Origin of the sequence: Salinivibrio proteolyticus (genome assembly GCF_027286365.1) — a bacterium.
In the GTDB taxonomy this organism is placed as follows: domain Bacteria; phylum Pseudomonadota; class Gammaproteobacteria; order Enterobacterales; family Vibrionaceae; genus Salinivibrio; species Salinivibrio proteolyticus.
The window spans coordinates 1,610,801-1,629,196 of record NZ_CP114584.1; the positions used below are offsets into that span (position 1 = coordinate 1,610,801).

The 18,396-nt window shown below is 49.8% G+C and carries 15 protein-coding genes; 5 read left to right on the forward strand and 10 right to left on the reverse strand.

Annotated elements, in window-relative coordinates:
- Positions 1-36: 36 nt before the first annotated feature.
- Together N7E60_RS07650 and N7E60_RS07655 are read right to left on the reverse strand one after the other, a co-directional pair.
- The gene (locus N7E60_RS07650) at positions 37-1,434 is read right to left on the reverse strand and encodes a di-heme oxidoreductase family protein (protein ID WP_269597019.1); all 1,398 of its coding nucleotides are present in this window, start codon (positions 1,432-1,434) and stop codon (positions 37-39) included.
- Positions 1,435-1,492: 58 nt separating this feature from the next.
- Positions 1,493-2,749 carry an imelysin family protein gene (locus tag N7E60_RS07655; RefSeq protein WP_269597021.1) on the reverse strand — a complete coding sequence of 419 codons (1,257 nt, stop codon included), beginning with the start codon at positions 2,747-2,749 and terminating at the stop codon, positions 1,493-1,495.
- 416 nt (positions 2,750-3,165) lie between these two features.
- On the opposite strand from N7E60_RS07655, the gene N7E60_RS07660 reads away from it, so the two are divergent.
- The gene (locus N7E60_RS07660; protein ID WP_069587048.1) at positions 3,166-3,663 is read left to right on the forward strand and encodes a MarR family winged helix-turn-helix transcriptional regulator; all 498 of its coding nucleotides are present in this window, start codon (positions 3,166-3,168) and stop codon (positions 3,661-3,663) included.
- A gap of 195 nt (positions 3,664-3,858) precedes the next feature.
- Here N7E60_RS07660 and N7E60_RS07665 read toward each other — a convergent pair whose 3' ends face one another.
- Positions 3,859-4,770, reverse strand: a complete 912-nt coding sequence (locus N7E60_RS07665; protein WP_269597023.1) for an aldo/keto reductase — start codon at positions 4,768-4,770, stop codon at positions 3,859-3,861.
- A 214-nt stretch (positions 4,771-4,984) separates the two neighbouring features.
- Between N7E60_RS07665 and N7E60_RS07670 the strand changes: the two genes are divergently transcribed.
- The 3 genes from N7E60_RS07670 to N7E60_RS07680 all read left to right on the forward strand — a co-directional run bounded on the left by N7E60_RS07670 (position 4,985) and on the right by N7E60_RS07680 (position 8,112).
- Positions 4,985-5,482 (forward strand): GNAT family N-acetyltransferase, encoded by a 498-nt coding sequence (locus N7E60_RS07670; protein ID WP_269597024.1) that lies wholly within the window; start codon positions 4,985-4,987, stop codon positions 5,480-5,482.
- Between the two features lie 350 nt (positions 5,483-5,832).
- The gene (locus N7E60_RS07675) at positions 5,833-6,831 is read left to right on the forward strand and encodes a cache domain-containing protein (RefSeq protein WP_269597025.1); all 999 of its coding nucleotides are present in this window, start codon (positions 5,833-5,835) and stop codon (positions 6,829-6,831) included.
- A gap of 75 nt (positions 6,832-6,906) precedes the next feature.
- Positions 6,907-8,112, forward strand: coding sequence for a methyl-accepting chemotaxis protein (locus N7E60_RS07680; RefSeq protein ID WP_269597026.1), 1,206 nt, complete (start codon positions 6,907-6,909; stop codon positions 8,110-8,112).
- 59 nt (positions 8,113-8,171) lie between these two features.
- On the opposite strand, the gene mukB is transcribed toward N7E60_RS07680, so the two are convergent.
- From mukB to cmoM, 4 genes are read right to left on the reverse strand one after another with little or no spacing between them, the layout of a single operon-like run.
- A complete protein-coding gene (gene mukB / locus N7E60_RS07685; protein ID WP_269597027.1) occupies positions 8,172-12,623 on the reverse strand; it encodes a chromosome partition protein MukB in 4,452 nt (1,483 codons plus the stop codon).
- Positions 12,620-13,351 (reverse strand): chromosome partition protein MukE, encoded by a 732-nt coding sequence (mukE, locus tag N7E60_RS07690; protein ID WP_069587314.1) that lies wholly within the window; start codon positions 13,349-13,351, stop codon positions 12,620-12,622. The genes mukB and mukE overlap by 4 nt, the downstream gene beginning before the upstream one ends.
- Positions 13,332-14,696: a chromosome partition protein MukF gene (mukF, locus tag N7E60_RS07695; protein WP_077455880.1), complete on the reverse strand. Its 1,365-nt coding sequence runs from the start codon at positions 14,694-14,696 to the stop codon at positions 13,332-13,334. Before mukF ends, mukE begins: the two co-directional genes overlap by 20 nt.
- Positions 14,697-14,729: 33 nt before the next feature.
- Positions 14,730-15,509, reverse strand: coding sequence for a tRNA uridine 5-oxyacetic acid(34) methyltransferase CmoM (cmoM, locus tag N7E60_RS07700; protein ID WP_069587321.1), 780 nt, complete (start codon positions 15,507-15,509; stop codon positions 14,730-14,732).
- Positions 15,510-15,625: 116 nt separating this feature from the next.
- On the opposite strand from cmoM, the gene elyC reads away from it, so the two are divergent.
- Positions 15,626-16,399, forward strand: coding sequence for an envelope biogenesis factor ElyC (gene elyC / locus N7E60_RS07705; protein WP_077455881.1), 774 nt, complete (start codon positions 15,626-15,628; stop codon positions 16,397-16,399).
- A gap of 61 nt (positions 16,400-16,460) precedes the next feature.
- Here elyC and kdsB read toward each other — a convergent pair whose 3' ends face one another.
- Genes kdsB through lpxK form a run of 3 tightly spaced genes read right to left on the reverse strand, consistent with a single transcriptional unit; the run spans position 16,461 to position 18,394 of the window.
- The gene (gene kdsB / locus N7E60_RS07710; RefSeq protein ID WP_167314465.1) at positions 16,461-17,216 is read right to left on the reverse strand and encodes a 3-deoxy-manno-octulosonate cytidylyltransferase; all 756 of its coding nucleotides are present in this window, start codon (positions 17,214-17,216) and stop codon (positions 16,461-16,463) included.
- Complete coding sequence (locus N7E60_RS07715; protein WP_069587307.1) at positions 17,213-17,395, reverse strand: Trm112 family protein; 183 nt, start codon at positions 17,393-17,395, stop codon at positions 17,213-17,215. Before N7E60_RS07715 ends, kdsB begins: the two co-directional genes overlap by 4 nt.
- Positions 17,396-17,404: 9 nt before the next feature.
- Positions 17,405-18,394 (reverse strand): tetraacyldisaccharide 4'-kinase, encoded by a 990-nt coding sequence (lpxK, locus tag N7E60_RS07720; protein WP_269597030.1) that lies wholly within the window; start codon positions 18,392-18,394, stop codon positions 17,405-17,407.
- Between the last annotated feature and the right edge of the window lie 2 nt (positions 18,395-18,396).

Here is an 18,396-nt window from a genome sequence, read left to right on the forward strand (position 1 = left end):
GCGATATGACTCCAATAATCGTGTTAGTTAATACCGTTATAATGAGCGTAAGAAAGCAACCAAGGCATCACGCTCTGTTTTAGACATGCCTAGTACCGCCTGTTTGGCTGTCGCGGCTTCACCATCATGCCATAAAATCGCTTCCATCAGGGTACGCGCGCGTCCATCGTGAAGGTATGTTGCTTCTGGGCTAACTTCTTTGGTGTAGCCAATTCCCCAAAGCGGGGCAGTACGCCACTCTCGGCCGTTGGCAATAAACTCGCCGCGGTGGTCGGCAAGCCCCTCTCCCATGTCATGCAACAGCAAATCCGTATACGGATGAATGGTCTGCTCGCTCAATGCCGGTAAGTCAGGCCGCTTTTGGGTGGTAAAAGTCGGGACATGACATGCATGGCAGCCCGCTTCAGCGAACAGCGCCTGTCCTTGTTTTACACTAGGATCTTGCATATTACGGCGCGCTGGCACGGCAAGATGGCGAGCATAAAAGGTAACAAACGAGAGAATATTGTCACTTACCTCCGGCGTTCCTCCATTTGGCATATCCTCACAAACGGATTGAGAAGGCATGCAATTGTGATGCGGGAACATGGAGGTCGTGAGGCCGACATCACCGTTAAAGGCCGCTGCATTTTGTTGCTTAACAGTTGGCAAACCGGCTTTCCAGCCAAAGCGACCCAGTGCGGTACGCCCTTGTTCGACGTCCCAGACTTGGTTTGCCCGTCCTGAAATCCCATCGCCATTATCATCACTGGGGTCGGCCAGCGCGTAGATATCCTCAGCGGCAATCGACTCAAGCAGTCCCAGTCCAATCATGGGCGGCGCAATGCGTGCAGACATCTGCACATTCTCAGCCATAGGGCCGTAGTTTAAATCGGTGATCGCAATGTTAGGTTTTCGCAGTGTCACCGATTCACCGTCTTCGAATGTGACCGTTACTGGCTGGTAAGAGAGTGTCACTTTTCCTTCTGGTTTGGCGCCCGGCAGCGCGAAGTCTTGTAACTGGCCACCGTAATTTGGCTCGGGAATATTGCCGTACTGGATCAGCTTTTGTCTTTCCGCGTCACTCAACGCCGGTACGCTTAGCCGCACTAACATCGAAACCGCGTTAATATCCCCCGCTTGGGGCGGATGACCACGACCATCTTTAATGTGGCAGTTTTGGCAACCATTGGTATTGAATAAAGGTCCCAGTCCATCTCGCGCATCCGTAGATGCTGGCGAACTTACCCAGGGATTTCGAAAAAAACTGTTGCCGACGCTAAAATCGATGCGCTCACTCATCGGAAGGTTAGCGGCTGGCTGTGAAAAGGCATTCTGCCCTTCTTTGATAACAGTGGTACTGCCACCCGAGGTGCGTTCAAATGCAAGGCTGGAAGGAAGGTACAACGCACTTATACACGCTGCACTGAGATAAGCAATGACATAGGGCTTCATAGTGTATCCTGACAAAGCAAAAAGCCCCGCTGAACGGGGCTTGTCTTTCGCGGCTAAATTAGAATTGGTGATCCGCGGTATCTGGGTTGAGGTTATCAATACCAATCAGTTTGGCGGCACGTTCAATGTGCTTGGTTTGATCAACCAGCGCAAAAATTGATTGATTAACTAACGCATTACCCTCGGTGTTGCCCGCGGCAATCAACTGGTCAAAATGCACGTTGTTTTGCTCAGCCGACACAACCAAGGTTTTGACTTGTTGGTGGGCTTTGTCAAAGCTCGCTTTGATCTCTTTTGCCGCTTGTGGGTCTTTTTCCGCAACCAGATCCAAAATCGAAGGGCCAGTCAGTTCACCACCATCCACACGCTGATAGGAGCCCGTCAGAACATTGTAAATACCTTGCTCGTTGTAAAAGTGCGAGTTGTGTGTGTTGTCTGAGAAGCAATCATGCTCATCTTCAGTTGAGTTCGCTTCCAGTGCCACTTTCATACGCTCACCGGCAAGCTCACCCAAAGACAGTGATCCCATACCAAACAGCATTTTACGCAAGCCATTTTCGCTTGAGTCTGCCAGCAAAGTCGCACGATAGTTGTCTTTATTTCCTTCCGCCCATTGGTCGCGCATCCACGCCAAATCATCGACCAACAGATCGGCCGCCGCTTTCAGATAGTCACGACGACGGTCGCAGTTTCCGTGCGTACATGCTTCACCGTAGGCAAAGTCGGTGTAAGGACGCTCACCGGCGCCTGCTTGGGTGCCATGTAAATCTTGTCCCCACAGCAAAAACTCAATCGCGTGATATCCAGACGCCACATTTGCTTCTGACCCACCCACTTCATTCAAACTTGCCAGCAAGTCAGGTGTGATCTCAGCAACGTCGAGCTTAGTGGCACCAATTTGAATGGACTGGTTAGCAATAATATTGGCCGTCGCGCCCGCATTACCTAATTCCGCTTGATATCCATCAGCAACATAATCAATCAGGCCTTCATCGAGTGGCCAAGCATTGAGTTGCCCTTCCCAATCGTCGACAATAGCGTTACCAAAACGGAAAACTTCCGATTGTTGGTAAGGTACACGCGCATCGAGCCATGCTTTTTTTGCTGCTTGAAGAGTTTGTTCAGAAGGTTTAGCAACAAACGCATCGATGGCCTGCTCTAACGCGATAGCTGTTGTGTGTGAATCAGCAAATACCGCATGAGCAACGTCAGCGTAATGCTCAACAACATCCTGCTGGGTCGCTGCCTGTGCACCTAAAGGTGCCGCAAAAAGGGAAAGCGCGATAAGATTACGCTTAAAAGGGGTCAGTTCCATAATACCTTTATCCTTCGCTAGTGAGATTCAAATGGTTATGAGAACCATTCTCTTTTATTGGCAAGCGATTTTAAGCAATGTGTAACTGAATGCAACAATCAATTTGCGCTATTTCTCTTTATGTGATCGACCCATTATGCTTAGTGTTGAATACAACCAGTTGCAACGCTGATCGGACCTGTTTGGCAGGAAAGTTTGTGACAAAGTAGTACTTTTTGCACTGTGTCACTGAAAGAGCTAAAAATAACAATAAATTAGATTTAATTTGAACTCTAACGATTATAATATACTGAAAGACGGCGAGTTATTTCGCAGAGAAAAAAACGGTAAATCATCGTTTTTTCTCTAAATATCTTTGCACTACATCTGCTTGTATTGTAAGTTTCGCTCGCTGTTTTACTGGTGGAGGTTAATGAATGGAAAAACACGAAGAAGTCCTGGTCGCGCTGCGGCAAATCATCCGAGCGATTGACCTGCACTCACGCAAACTCAACAAAGTCTCTGGCATTACAGGTCCTCAGCTGGTTTTAATGCGTGCTATCAAAGAATTAGGTCAAGTGACCATTCGAAAACTGTCCACGCACACCAACATGAGCCAAGCCACTGCAACCACGATCCTTGATCGCTTAGAAAAGCGTGGATTGATTGTGCGGGTGCGCAGTGAGCTGGATAAGCGTAAAGTCCACGCGCATTTAACCGAGCAAGGTGAAGCGGCACTCGAGCAAGCGCCGAAACCTTTGCAAGAAAGCTTTATTTCTCGCTTCCAAAACTTGGAAGAGTGGGAACAGTCATTATTGCTCTCGTCAGTCCAGCGTGTATCATCGATGATGAATGCTGACGATATTGACGCCGCCCCACTTCTTGAGGTGTCTGCGCTCACGTCACACAACGCGCAACTTCAAGCTAAAAAATAGTCGCGACCCGGCAGGTAACAGGACGTCTCCACCGGGCAACCTGCCAGTTATGGCGTCACGAAAGCAAAGGATCATCGCTCTCGTCGCCATTCATGCTTCCCCACACTATCGCTGATTTCACCCATTACGGTGATAAAAAAGACGGCACCATGGCCGCCCTATTTTGCTAATCTATTCGGCTACTCGCCGCTGTGCCTAAGGCACATTATGCCCTTTTGAGGCGACCCAAATACGGTACCATTGTTCACGACTTAAGGTTAATGAGCGCGCATTAATCGCTGACTTCACGCGTTCAATATTCCCTGAGCCAATAATGGGGAGCGGTGCTGACGGCAAACGCATCACCCACGCGTAAATCACTTGGTCAATGGTTGCACCTAACTCATCCGCAATCACTTGTAAGGTTTCTCTTACCCGCGTCGCCTGTGCACTATCACCATTAAATAGCTCACCGCCGGCAAGGCACGACCACGCCATCGGCTTAATCCGCAAACGTTGTAACTGATCGAGGGTACCATCATGAATCACATCAAAGCGCAGCGGGTTGATTTCAACTTGGTTGGTCACTAACGACTCATCGAGTCGCGATTGCAGTAAGTCAAACTGCGATGGGGAAAAGTTCGACACCCCTAAGTGCTTCACTTTGCCGTGATGACGCAGTGTGGTGAAAGCTTCTGCCACTTCATCTGCATCCATCAACGCATCAGGACGATGCAGCAAGAGTACATCTAGACGCTCAACGCCTATACGCGACAATGAGTTATCAACGGACTGAATAATATGACGATAGCTGGTGTCATAGTGGTTAATTTTGCGGGTTGGCGCCGCTTCACTGACCAATTTAATGTCACACTTCGAGACCACTTGAATTTTCTGACGGACACTCGGATCGAGCTTGAGAGCCTGACCAAACAAGGACTCACAGCGATAATCACCGTAAATGTCCGCGTGATCCACCGTAGTAATGCCAAGGTCAATATGCGCTTTAAGAAAGCTAAGGCGTTGTTGTGGCGTCATTTGCCAGTCATCAAGGCGCCAATAGCCCTGAACCAAAGGCGAAAAATACGGACCGACGGGCGAAATAGAAGTTGCAGTTAACTCAGACAAAACACGTCCTTAATGTCGAGGAGTGAGAATTTCATGCTAATCCGAACCGGATAAATCTACAATCTTTTCTCGTCTTATTTCCCGACGCAGTCACCTTGGTAGTTGGCAGTGTTCACTCCTCCCCCAAACGATGAGCAAATTATCATCAACACTTGGCAAACGGAAACAAGGTGGGTATCTTATTTCGCGCAAAGAACGCAAAAAGGAAGCGAAAATGCTTATTCGACGCATGGAGTTGCGTGATTGTGACGCGGTCAACACCATTTACAACTATTACATTTCGCAAACCGCGATTACCTTTGATCTGGTGCCTTGGCAAACGATCGAGCGTGAACGTTGGTTTGCTCAGTTTGACACGTCATCTCGCTATCAGGCATGGGTCGCGGAGCAAAACAACGAACTTGTCGGTTTTGCATACAACACCGCCTTTAATCCCAAACAAGCCTATCTTATTTCCTCAGAAATCACGATTTATGTCGCTCACGATGCAGGTGGCCAAGGCATTGGTTCGCAACTGATGCAAACGCTACTCAATGGCATGCGTCAACTAGGCCTGCGCCGCGCCTACTCTCTGATCACTTTGCCTAACCCTGCCTCATTGGCACTACATCGCCGCTATGGCTTTCAACAAGTCGGTCAGCTCAGTGATGTGGGTGAAAAGTTTGGAAAACTGCACAGTGTCGCCATGCTGGAATGTGATCTCACCCGTTAAGTGATTTTCTTCATCGGATAATTCTCTCCCACCTTGTCGCAGCAAGGTATCTTTTTACGCCGGGATAACGACGTCTCAGGTGTAACGCGCTCAACGTTTAGCAAACACCATTGATCACTTCACGGCGGAACCGGCCCACTAATCACGCTCTTTGGACAAAAAGTGACAGCGCACGTCACTTTCTGTCCGCGCATCGCATGAATATGTATCCTTTACTGTACATATCATTAATTTCACGCAAACACAGCATTTATTTCTGTGCAAAGTGACACTTTAGTATCTACCTTTTTCTTAAAGCAGTACGTGGAGTGTCAAGAATGAAAGTCAGTAAAAAAATAACCCTCGCCATTGTGGCAGCCTCATTAAGTTGTGTCATTATTGTTGCTGCCATTCTTGCGACAAGAACCATTTCACTGTCTTCTCAGTCACTCACTGCAAAAGTGAGTGACCAGCTCACCGCGATAAAAGAAGCCAAAAAATCGGAGATAGGAAACTATTTCCAACTGATTGGTAATCAAATAAAAACTCTGGCTAATTCAACAATGACCGAAGATGCATTGGCACAGTTTTCTTATGCATTTCAAAGCATTAATGATGAAATCTCTACATCGCCTCAAAAAGAAGCCGCACTAAAGCGATATTATACAGAACAGTTTTCTAATCAATATCAAAACATTAATGATGAGAGAACCAGTGCATTAGATAAATACAATCAATTAACTGAAACCGCAAAACGTCTTCAGCAAAGTTATATTAGTGAAAACACGCACCCACTGGGGAGTAAAGATGCATTAGCAAACGCAAATGATGGGTCAGTCTACAGCGAAATTCATGCCGTATTTCATCCTAACTTTCAGCACTATTTAAAAACCTTTGGTTATTACGATATATTTCTGATTGATAATCAAGGCAATATTGTTTACAGCGTGTATAAAGAGCTTGATTACGCCACTAATTTACTCAATGGTCCCTACGCATCGAGTGGTATCGCACAAGCGTATAAAAAAGTGCGCCAAGCGCCAAAAGGCGAGCTGGGGTTTGTCGACTTTGCCGCCTACTACCCGTCTTACGACAGCCCTGCCTCATTTATTGCCAGCCCTGTGTATAAAAATGATAAACAAATCGGTGCCTTAATTTTCCAGATGCCGATTGAGCGCATCAGCCAAATTATCAGCAACAATGATAAATGGGCCGAATCAGGTATGGGGAAAACAGGCGAGCTATTTCTCGTGGGTCCTGACAAGCGTCTGCGTTCTGAGCCACGTCTGCTAACTGATGACAAAGACGCCTATCTTAGCCGGCTGCAAGCGATGGGCATAAATGAAGCAACAATCCACAAAATTGACTAACAGAATAGTGCGGCTGGTAAGCAACCCATCGACAGTGAAGCCGCATCCAAAGCATTAACGGGTCAGCAAGGGCTCATGACCCAGATGGGCTATCGCCGCAATGAGGTTATTGCCATCTATTCACCGCTCGAGGTGTATGGCATCACTTGGGCCGTCGTGAGCCAGCAAGATACGTCCGAAGCCTTGAGTGCTACCGCGCAGATTAACGATGATATCCTCTATTCGACATTATTGACCGCACTGGGCTTGGCCGTGGTTGCATCGATCGCCGCGTTCTATCTCGGCCGCAGTATCGGCGCCCCCATTCTTGCCCTTGCCGATAAAATTCAACACATTGCAGCCAATAAGGATTTAACCATTCAGCTTGAGCTCAAAGGTAAAAACGAGCTTTCACAGCTTAGCAATAGCCTCAATGGTATGTTTGCTAGCTTCAGAGACGTTATCCAGCAGACCCATAATGCGTCTTCATTACTGCTGCAATCCTCAAAGGATATCAGCACCGATATCGTCGATATGCGTGGTCAAATTGATGAGCAGGCACGCAACTCAAGCCAAGTCGCGACAGCTGCTACACAAATGGCGGCCTCGATTAGCGAAGTCTCTGAACATGCCAGTAATGCCTCTGAAGCCTCAGATAACATCACTCAATCTGCACAAGAAGGAAGCCAAATTGGTGATAACCTTGTCGCGAGGATGCAGCAACTTCAAAACGATATGTCCAATGCCACGCAGTCTATGGAGCAGCTGTCGCAAGAAAGTGAGTCCATTGGCTCGGTGCTTGATGTCATCCAAGAGATTGCAGAGCAAACCAACTTGCTGGCACTGAATGCGGCGATTGAAGCCGCGCGTGCCGGCGAGCAAGGACGTGGATTTGCGGTGGTCGCGGATGAAGTGCGCTCACTGGCAACACGCACGCAAGACTCGACGGAAGAAATCCGTAAAAAAGTCGAAGCACTTCAACTCGAAACACGCAAAGCGGCGTCGGGCATCGAACAGGCGAACGGTGCTGTGCTTGAAAGCGTTGAGAACTGTAAAGAAAACAATGACAAGCTCAGTCAAATCACCGAGATGATTAAACATATCAATGAAATGAACATGCAGATCGCCACCGCCGCCAATCAACAGACTCAAGTGACCGATGAAATCAGTCAAAACGTTAATACCATGGCGCAATCCGCCGATCGCGTCTCAGAGCGAACCCGCAGTACTGAGGAAACAGTGACGCAGTTAAGTGAGCAGGCGACCACCTTGGAAAACACCATCAGCCACTTTAAAACCTAACCTCAACGCCACAAAAAAGGCCAGCATCCTGCTGGCCCTGTTATTTTTCAGTCTCGCCTCTAGCCGAGGACGGGTTCTTGCGCTAGCTCCCGGCGCTTTTCTTCACCGAAACCGCGCAATCCAACCACATGCACATGCTCTCGATCGTTGAAGATCTTACGCACTAGCTTGTACGTCGTGCCTTGCTCAGGACTGATGTTTTCCGGTGCCGCAATCAATAGCTGCATATCAAGGCGGTGACATAGCTCAAACAGCGTCGAAATGGATTTAGCATCTAAACGCGCTGCCTCGTCCAAGAACAGCAGACGACATGGGATCACATCTTTACCGCGCAAACGGCGTGATTCTTCTTCCCAGCTTTGCACCACCATCAGCAAGATAGCTTGACCCGTACCGATTGCTTCACCGGTCGATAACGCGCCCGACTCGGCCTGCAACCAGCCATCCGTACCACGGTTAACCTCAATGCCTAATTCTAGGTAATTGCGATAATCAAGGAGCTCTTCTCCCAACACCTGTGGCGAACGTTGGCCCAACTCGATATGCGGGTTGAGGCGCTGGAACAGCTTCGCCATCGCCTCCGAGAAGGTGAGGTTGTGATTGCCAAACAAGTCTTGATGTTGCTCAGCATTCTCGGCCAAGCCCGCTAAAAGTTGTGCATGCGTCTCGCGAATCGACACATTCAAACGCACCCCTTTTACCTGACCAAAGCCAATATTTTGTAGGCCTTGGTTAAGCATGCGGATACGGTTTTGCTCTCGCTGAATGGTTTTACGAATGATGTTCGCCACCGACTCTGAGCTTATCGCCAAACGTTTTTCCCGTTGCGTCAGCTCTTCGGTCAAGCGAGCGAGCTCAACTTCCATCTCTTCAATTGCTTCGACAGGATCATCGGTGCGAATAATATCGTGGCGAATACGCTCGCGTAAGTGCTGATAAACCGCGACATAAAAGAGTACCTTGCGTTCAGGACGACCAATGTCTTCCGATGCACGCAAAGCATCACGTAAGGTTTCATTGTCGGCGACTGCCAAACGCAACGCGCCCAGTGATTTATCCGACAACGAACGCAATTCATCAGCCGACATATAGGCCATTTCGCGGCGATGCAGCTGTTTTTCCACGCCGTTATCACGCGCAATACGCATCACTGTGCACCAGCCTGCTTTCGCATTCACCACAAATGTGCGCAAGTCTTGATATTGCTTCAATGATTTACGCAGGCCTTTAGTTAGCGATTTCACTTCCATATCCAGCGAAGTAATACCGCGTGAAAGCTGACTATGGCGCTGACGCGCTTGGTGAACCTGTTCATGTAAGGTGTCCCGGCGGACACGAGCACGTTCCATCGCATCATCGTCGGCCTGAACGCCCAACTCAGCTAACTCACGTTTAAATTCGGCGACGGTTTCTTGTTTCGCCTGGTGCGAACTTTTCAGTGACGCCAATACCTGATGATATTGATTCGTCTGTTGCTGAATATTTTTTAGTGCCTCGCGCTCACGCTGTCGCACTTGCTCCGCGGTTTTCAGCTTGCTTTTCAGTTGCTCATTCAACTCACTGCTTTGCGTGAGCATATCTGCCGCATCTTGATAGGCAAAGTGCGGACGACGCTCGGCTAAATCGGCGACCGCGAACACTTGCTGCTTAATCTGTTGCAGCTGCGCGTCTGCATCTTGGTATGCCTGCTCAAGCTTATCAAACTGCTCAGGATCAGCATCCAACGTCGAGAGTCGCGCTTCCAACTCGGTGAGGGTGTCACCGTGCTGCTTGATAAAGGCACTAGCCTGCTTTGCCGCTTCAACCCGCTGTTGAATCGCATCGATTTGACTGTCCAGATCGCTCTCAGCCAGCGCGCCAGCGCAATAACGGAGTTTGTCGAGGATCTGCAGCGCGTGCTGAGTCCGTTTGATTGCCTCGTCCGTTTGTTGCTGTTGCGCTTTGGCGTCTGCCAATTGACGCTGAATAGCCGAGCGCTTATCACGGCGCTGCTTGATGGCTAATTCGGGATCCGCCTCAAAAGCAACCGTTAAATGCTCGGCAATAAAGTGGCTAAATGCCTGAGACAAACGCTGTTGTTTTTGCACATCAAAAGATGCTTTAGCGTAGTCTTCGACCAAGGCTTCGCGTTGCTCGCGTAACGCCTCGAGACGGTACTCACGCGCTGCGCGACCAAACAAAGGCGTTTCAGGGAAGCGCGAATAACGCATTTGACGATCATTGAGGTGCACACACACCGCGCCAGAGAGTTCCTCGGCATCAAACACGCTGTCGTCAAACGCATCGGTATCACCTTCAATGACATACAGATCGTCTGGGCAATCGTCTAAGTCAGCCAGCTTTGCTTTCACGCCTTTTAAGTCAGGGACGACTATCGCGTGACGAGCCGGACCATACAGCGCACTGAAATAAGGCGCATCATCAAGGGTGATGTCGTCATAAATCTCAGAGAGCAAAGTACCCCCTAAGGTGTCCGCCAGCGCTTGCAACTGAGCATCATCACTGCCACCTGGCTGGGCAAGATGCTCGATCGCTTGCTCGACCTTGGTTTTTTGCGCCGCTAATTGATCGCGCGCTTGGGTACGTTCACGCACCTGCTCATGCGTCTCATGCATCGCCGCCATCACCGCTTGGCGATCGTGCAATGCTTGACCACTCTGCTCAATGAGCTTGGTCAGTGCGTCGTTGGCGGCTATCCATGCAGGTGCTTGTCCCTCTAACACACGAATTTCGTTTGCCAGTGCATCATCTTGGCGTTGATGCTCGCGAACCTGCTCGGCCTGTTGCTCGCGGGCTAACTGCAACTCATCACGCGTCGCTTGCTGCAATGCTACCGCCTGCTCGACCGCATCCGCGTTGGTCAGTGTTTCGTGAGTTACATCCTGATATTGACTCACCAGTGATTGTGCTTGCTCACGGTGCTGCTGACGTTGCAACAGCTCGCGCTGCTCATACTGTAGTTGATTCAGGCTATCGGCTAAATAACGACGCTCGCGGCCTTGTTCCACCCAATATTTCGCTTGCGTTCCGGCTTTCTCGCGCAGCGCATCCGACTCAATGCGACGTAATAACGTAAACGCATGATCAAATTGGCTCGCCGTCGCAGAAGCAAGGTCACGTTTGTGCTTCAAGGACAGCACGGTATCGGTTTGCTGCGCTTCTTCGGCTTTAAGTGTCTGCAACCGAGCACTGGCATCATCAGCCAGTAGCTCTTCATCGCCGGTCAGCGCACGGGCTTTTTCCAGCGCATTCACCGCTTGCTGGTATTGCAAAGAACGCGTCTGTTGCGTATTCAATGCCTGTTGATAATCGGCCAATTGGCTTTTTAGGCTATCAACTTCTTCTTCGCTTTGCGCCGCTCGCAGTTCGGCCTCAGCTAATTGCTCAGCCGCCTCTTCCACCACCATGATTTGTTCTTCAAGGCGCTCACTCAATTCAAGTAAGTCTTCTTCATAGCGTTGGATTTTTTCTTGCTGACGTAACGCAGATTGCACTAACTGCAAATGATCCGATGCCGCTTGGTGGTCTTGTTCTAAGTGATCTTGGCCCGCTTCCAGCTCATCCAGCTCTTCTTGCATCGCGTGTGCTTGCGCTTGCTTTTGCTGCAATTCCGCTTGTGCACTGCCCAACTCGGCACGCAACGACAAGGCTTGTTCTAATTTGCTGCGTCGTTCGTTGGCATGGCGCATGTAGTCTGAGGCGACATAGTGCGTCGCTTCGGTGATCAAGTGCTTGAACAAATCCCGATCACGCTGGGTCAGTTTGATCGCTTCCAGCGTCATCCGGTTCTCTTTTAAAGCGACTTCCATATCTTGGAACGCTTTTTTCACGCCACCGTTTTGCGGCAACAAATAATCGCGTAACGATTTGGTGATGGCACTTGAGATCCCACCGTACAAGGATGCTTCAATCAAACGATAGTATTTGCCGCGATCTTGCTGAGTGCGCAGCTTTTTCGGCAGTACGCCAAACTCAAACATGTGGGCGTGATAGTCGGTGACCGAGTTAAACGCCTTGAAATGCGCGGTCTCATAGCCTCCGGCTGCCTCTTTCACTTCATTTAATTGACGAACACGAGCCTGCCCATTAGCCAGTGTTTCTACCAATACCTCAGTCGGGGTCACGTGTGAGGGCAGCCCTTGAATGACGAAAGGTTTAATATCGACTTTTTTGTCTCGCCCTGCGACTTGCTGCAAACGTACCGCAAATAACACTCGTTGCTGACGGGAATTCACCACATCCAGCGCGGCATAACACGACCCCGGCTGCAACTTACCGTGTAGCCCTTTGTCTCGCGAGGCACTCGAGCTGCCCGCTTCCGTGGTATTTCGGAAGTGAAGCAAGGTTTGGTCGGGAATCAAAGACGTGATAAACGCCGCCATCGTGGTTGATTTACCGGCACCGTTACCACCAGAAAGCGTGGTCACCAAGGTATCGATATCAAAGGTTCGAGCAAAAAAGCCGTTCCAGTTCACCATGGTGAGTGATTGATATTTACCGCGTTGGCTCATGCTGTCTGTTCCTCAGTTGGTTGGGATTGGGTAGACGAATCCTCTTCATGCAGATCGTCGTCCAAAAAGCTGGATTGGATATGCTCTTGGGTATGCACTACCGCTTCACCATCGCGGATAAGGCGCAATTGTGCATCCTGCATGTCTTCTCCAGTGCGCACATCGGCGCCAAAACGGAACGTAGCTTCGCTGACACGGAACTTGTGCCCTTCACCAATTGGAATGATCATGCCTAATCGGCGTAGACGGCGCAGTGAGGTTTTGACTTTGTCGAACAGTTTGTCACGATCTAAGTCAGAGCCACTGGCGCGATGTGTGACCAGCTTCATCAGCTTTTTCTCATCGGCAAGCGCCATCAGTTCGTCAAAGAGCTCTTGGGTGGTGAAAATCCCTTCTTGTGCCAGTCGCTCTGGGCTGAGATAAAGAAAACACAAGACTTTGCCCACCAGCATATCTAGCTCAGATAGAACACTGCGGCGTATCAGGCTGGTTGAGCGAGGGCGCAGGTAAAAGAACCCTTCTGGGGCACGCACTAATTCTGCGTTGTACCGCTGGTAAAAAAGATTCAGCTCTTGCTCAAACTCAACCAACAACGCATGGTTATCCAAATCTTCACTGGCAATATGGCGGCCAGCACGCAAAGCGCTATCCAACGCCGGAAACAGTGGATTAGCGATCGCTTTTGCTAACCCTTCAGGCATTGGCATTTCAGTATTTATCGATGACATTCGCTTGTACCTTGGCTCCAAAGTCATTAATGGCCTGCCAGTCAGGCTGGATCGCGTTAAAGTCGGACTGGGAATAGCCCATCCGAACCGCTTGGTTAATCACCAAACGCGCGAGATCAAAGTGGCGGGCTTGCGGGTGCTCGGCCAGATAAGATTTCAGGACGTCGCCTAAGTTGATGGCTTGACCGGTTTGACGGTGACGCTGCAGCATCTCAGAGACTTGACGTGATAACGCATCATCCACCACCGTCAGCTCTTCAAATTCAACCTCTGCAGGCATTTCTCCCGTTACTTCATCGTCACGTAGCACTAAGGCTTCATCACGGGTGTCGCGGAGTCGCTCTGCATCGGCATAGGTCAAAAACCAAGGCGCATCGAAAAAGTCACTCACCGATTGACGTAAGCGCTGGCTGAATGCGCGGTTTTTATCCATGTCGATGGCGGTACGAATAAACTTGTGCACATGACGGTCGTAGCCGATCCATAAGTCAATCGCTTGCTGCCCCCAGTTGATGATCCGGTCGAGTTTCATTTGCAGGCTGTAAACCATCGCATCCACGAAGTCGAGATCATCACGCGAGCGCACGACTTCTTGAATCTCGAGTAATTGGCTTTGTAAGTTATCTCCCGCGGCTTGCAAGGTGTCTTGCAACTCGCGTAGCGTGCTCGAGGTTTCATTGAGCAAATATTCACAATTGGCGATCGCAGCCTGCCAATCTTGCGTCAGCAGCGCAGCAATATCATCTTTCACTTGCTGTTGCTGCTCGTCCATCACGCGCTGATTGAGGTCGATGCGATCAAAAATTTCGGCTACCGAGTATTTCAACACGCCATACACGTTGTGGCGCCAAAACTTCGCATCGCCGTCTTGCATCGCTGCACTGCGGGCTTTTTCAATTTCATCCGCCACCATCGATAGTTGCACTGACAACTTCAATGCTGAATACTCGCGGTGGCGCGCATAATAATCTGCAATGCCCATCGCCAACGGCGTTAAGCGATAAATGCTATCGCCCTCGGTCATTTCACTCGTAAACCGGCTCAGCAAACGGGCTTGTACCATTTCATTGATGGCGTTGTTGGCGCGAAAGGCAAGGTTTCCCGCAGAGCTATCACCCGACGCGGCAAACTGTTCGCTCACGATGCGGAAGGCATCAATCAATTCACCTTCGCTTAGTTCATCTTCGAAACGTTCTTGGCTCATTACCGTAATGGCCAATAAAAACGCCAATCGCTCCGGCGGCAAGTTAAGTGAAAAGCCACCTTGCTTCACCCAGTTGACCAATTCGGGCACTGTCTGAGCGTCGTCTGCCCGCGTCAGGGTTGATTGGGCCTGATCACTCATCCGTTGTCCTTGTTGTTTTCATCATTTCTCATCTTATTCTGCCTTCTGTGCCCAGACGTGAATGTAACGTCCTAGCGACACAAAGGGTTCTTCGCGGCATAGCTGCTGTTCTAGCGCCACTACTTGTTCAAAGGTAAAGTCACCGGTGCGGGTATCTCGCATGTAATCATGAAACGTGCGCACTCCGGTTTTGCCCTTAATCTCGCATCCTGCTTGCGTGATCCATTGATACACGTCGTTAGGCATTAAGCCTTTCGTCGGCTGCAGTTTGAAGCGTTTTCGATGCGGCATCCCCGCCTGAACATGGCTTAAATTGCCGCACACTAAATTCTTAAAGAGTAAGCCGGTCTGGTTATAAAACATCACCGATGCGAAACCGCCGGGCTTTAGCAACGTCAATAACGTCTTTAGCACCTGTTCTGGATGCTCTAGCCACTCCATCACCGCGTGAAACAAAATCACATCCGGTGCAGTGGTCAAATGTTCGCCGATCGCTTGCACGGGGGCGTGAACCAGCTGATACTGCGAGAGTAAGCCTTGTTGTTCAATCTCCTGTCGCGCTAAGTCGAGCATTTGCGAAGAGAGATCACATAAAGTGACCCTGTGACCAAGCGCCGCCAATGGCTGCGATAATGGCCCAACGCCGCCACCTGCATCTAGAATATGCAGAGGACGACTATCATCGTCAAAATGGCGCAAAATCTGTTCAATGTCTTGCCAAACTACTGCTTGGCGGATTTCGCCTTTGCCCGATCCATAAATGTTTTTAACAAATTTGTGGGCAATGTCGTCGAAATTTCTGTCCTCAGTCACAATGGCATTCGTTATCATTGAATAGTAAGAAGGGCATATTTTGTCACAAGCCTTACGTTAATAAAGGTTTATGGCACTATTTGTGCCTCGTTTGACTATATTTCGGGCGACATTGCATGTTTGAATTAAAAAAACTGATCTCAACCTTGATAATGCCCTTGCCCGCGCTGTTGTTGTTGGGTCTTTTCGGGCTATGCCTGCTTTGGTTCTCTCAGCGTAAAAAGCTGGCATCATTTGTTATCTTAGGGGCATTTTTAGGTATCTTTCTCGCGTCTTTCCAACCCGTCGCCTCTGGACTGCTTCGGCCGCTGGAACGTCAATATCCCGCCTTTCTCCCCACGGATAAACCCGTGGATTTCGTCATGGTGTTAGGCAATAGTCATGTAGTTGATGACGCATTGCCACCCACCTCCGAGCTATCACGTACCGCGCTGATGCGCTTGGCTGAAGGTATACGCATCCATCGGATGTATCCAACCTCCAAACTGATTTTATCTGGTTATGATCACGGATATGAAGTGAGCCACGCCAGAATGTTGGCGAGAGTGGCCATGGCACTGGGCGTTAATAAGAACAGTATTCTGTTACTTGAAACCGCCAAAGATACATGGGAAGAAGCCTATCAAGCGGCATCTGTCGTAGGCAGTAGTAACCTCGTGTTAGTCACCTCTGCCTCTCACATGGATCGTGCCTTGTATGAATTTCGAAGCGCCGGGCTTGACCCTATCCCTGCCCCAACCAATTTTATGGCGCAAAAAGAAATCAAACAGCCGTGGATTAAGTACAGTCCTCGCGCACAATACTTGGAACAATTTGAGCGTTATTGGCATGAACGGTTAGGCCAAGCATGGCAAAGGCTGCGCGATCTAATCGCCCAGCCGAGCGCATAAAAGGTAACAAAAAGCCGCGATAGCTATCGCGGCTTTTTTATTGGTGCTCAAACGCACACGGTTACGACGCTAAGTGCGCGCGTACCGCCTCTAAATCCGCTTGGGTATCCACACCGTGTGGCGGTGTTTCACTGGCCACATCAACATGAATTTTCTCACCATGCCAGAGTACGCGTAACTGCTCCAGTGACTCGATTTTTTCCAAAGGACTCGGTGTCCAATGGATGTACTGGCTGATAAATCCGGCGCGATAACCATAAATACCAATATGGCGCAGTAATGACTCAGGAACCTGCGGCGAGTCCTCACCAAAATGCTCCCGATCCCAAGGGATGGTGGCGCGACTAAAATACAGCGCAAAGCCTTGATGATCGGTGACAACTTTGACCACATTAGGGTTGAAGACCTGCTCCGGTTGGTCAATCGCAACCGCAAGAGTCGCCATTGGCGCTTGTTGGTATGTGTTCAGGTTGTCCGCAACTTGCCGGATCACCGCCGATGGGATCAAAGGCTCATCACCTTGGACGTTGACGATAATGGCATCATCCGCAAACCCATAGGTTGTCACAACTTCAGCCAATCGTTCAGTCCCAGATTGGTGATCATCTCGAGTCAAGCAGACTTCACCACCGAAAGCCTCGACGGCAGCAACAATCCGTGCATCATCCGTCGCAACGATGACTTGTTTGGCACCAGCGGCTTGAGCGCGCTCGTAAACGTGTTGGATCATAGGCTTTCCGCCGATATCAGCGAGTGGTTTCCCCGGTAATCGGCTTGAGCCATAACGCGCGGGGATCACCACATAAAAGTCTGTCATCCCTGAACCTCTTCCAATGACATATCACGTGCTTCAGATTCGAGCAGCACCGGGATCCCATCTTCAATCGGATACGCAACACGGTCGAACTTACACACGAGTTCATTATTTTCTTTATTGAAGTAGAGCTTACCCTGACAAGAAGGACAAGCCACAATTTCAAGCAGACGGTGATCCATAAGTTTCCTTTAATTTTTATGCTTTTTCAGGTGGTGAAGCTTTTCTAGCACATAGTTTGCCGCTGTGTCAGGGAGTTTCGCTGCCACAGGCAAATACCACCAATTGTCTTGAGCAATGCCTTGATATTTCACAGCATCTTTTTCGGTCATCAATAGATGTTGCCCCTTTGCGGCTAAACTGTCTAGCGCTTCGGCACTCAATGATTGATGATCTTGCACCGCTTCACTGTGTACCGGGGTCACACCCATTTTTTGTAAGGTGGCAAAAAAGCGTGGCGGATGACCTATGCCCGCCATCGCGACCACCTCAGGGAGAATCGACACCTGACAACGTTGGCCACTACGTAAATTCACCGCTTCGGTCGGTACCAATGTCATCGGCCACTCCCCTTGGTGCGGCTCACCTCCATTGTTGACCACCATATCCACGGTATCGAGACGTGACGTCTGCTCGCGCAATGGTCCTAATGGAATATAGTGCCCGTTTCCGAATCGACGCTGACCATCCACAATCACAATTTCGAGGTCGCGATCGAGCCGGTAGTGCTGCATACCATCATCCGTAACCACTACATTGACGCCCTCATCGAGGAGTCGTTTAACTGCCGCGCTACGATCCGGGTCAACACAAACAGGCACTTGAGTACGGCGGGCAATCAAGACCGGCTCATCACCGGCCACACGAGGAGAGGTTGTTTGCGACAACAACAATGGATAATGTTCTGATTTACCCCCATAGCCACGTGATACCACCCCGGGGCGGTATCCCTGGGCCTTCAGTTGCTCCACCAGCCAAACCACAAACGGCGTTTTACCATTGCCGCCGATCATGATGTTACCCACCACAATCACAGGCACGGGCGCGCGATAACTGGGGGCTTTACCACTCAGATAGCGCTGACGACGATAGCGTGCCACCGCGCCAAATAGCTTGCTGATGGGCCACAAGGGGGCGGCCCAAACCGGAACATCTTCACGAAACCAAAGTTTTTCAACCATGG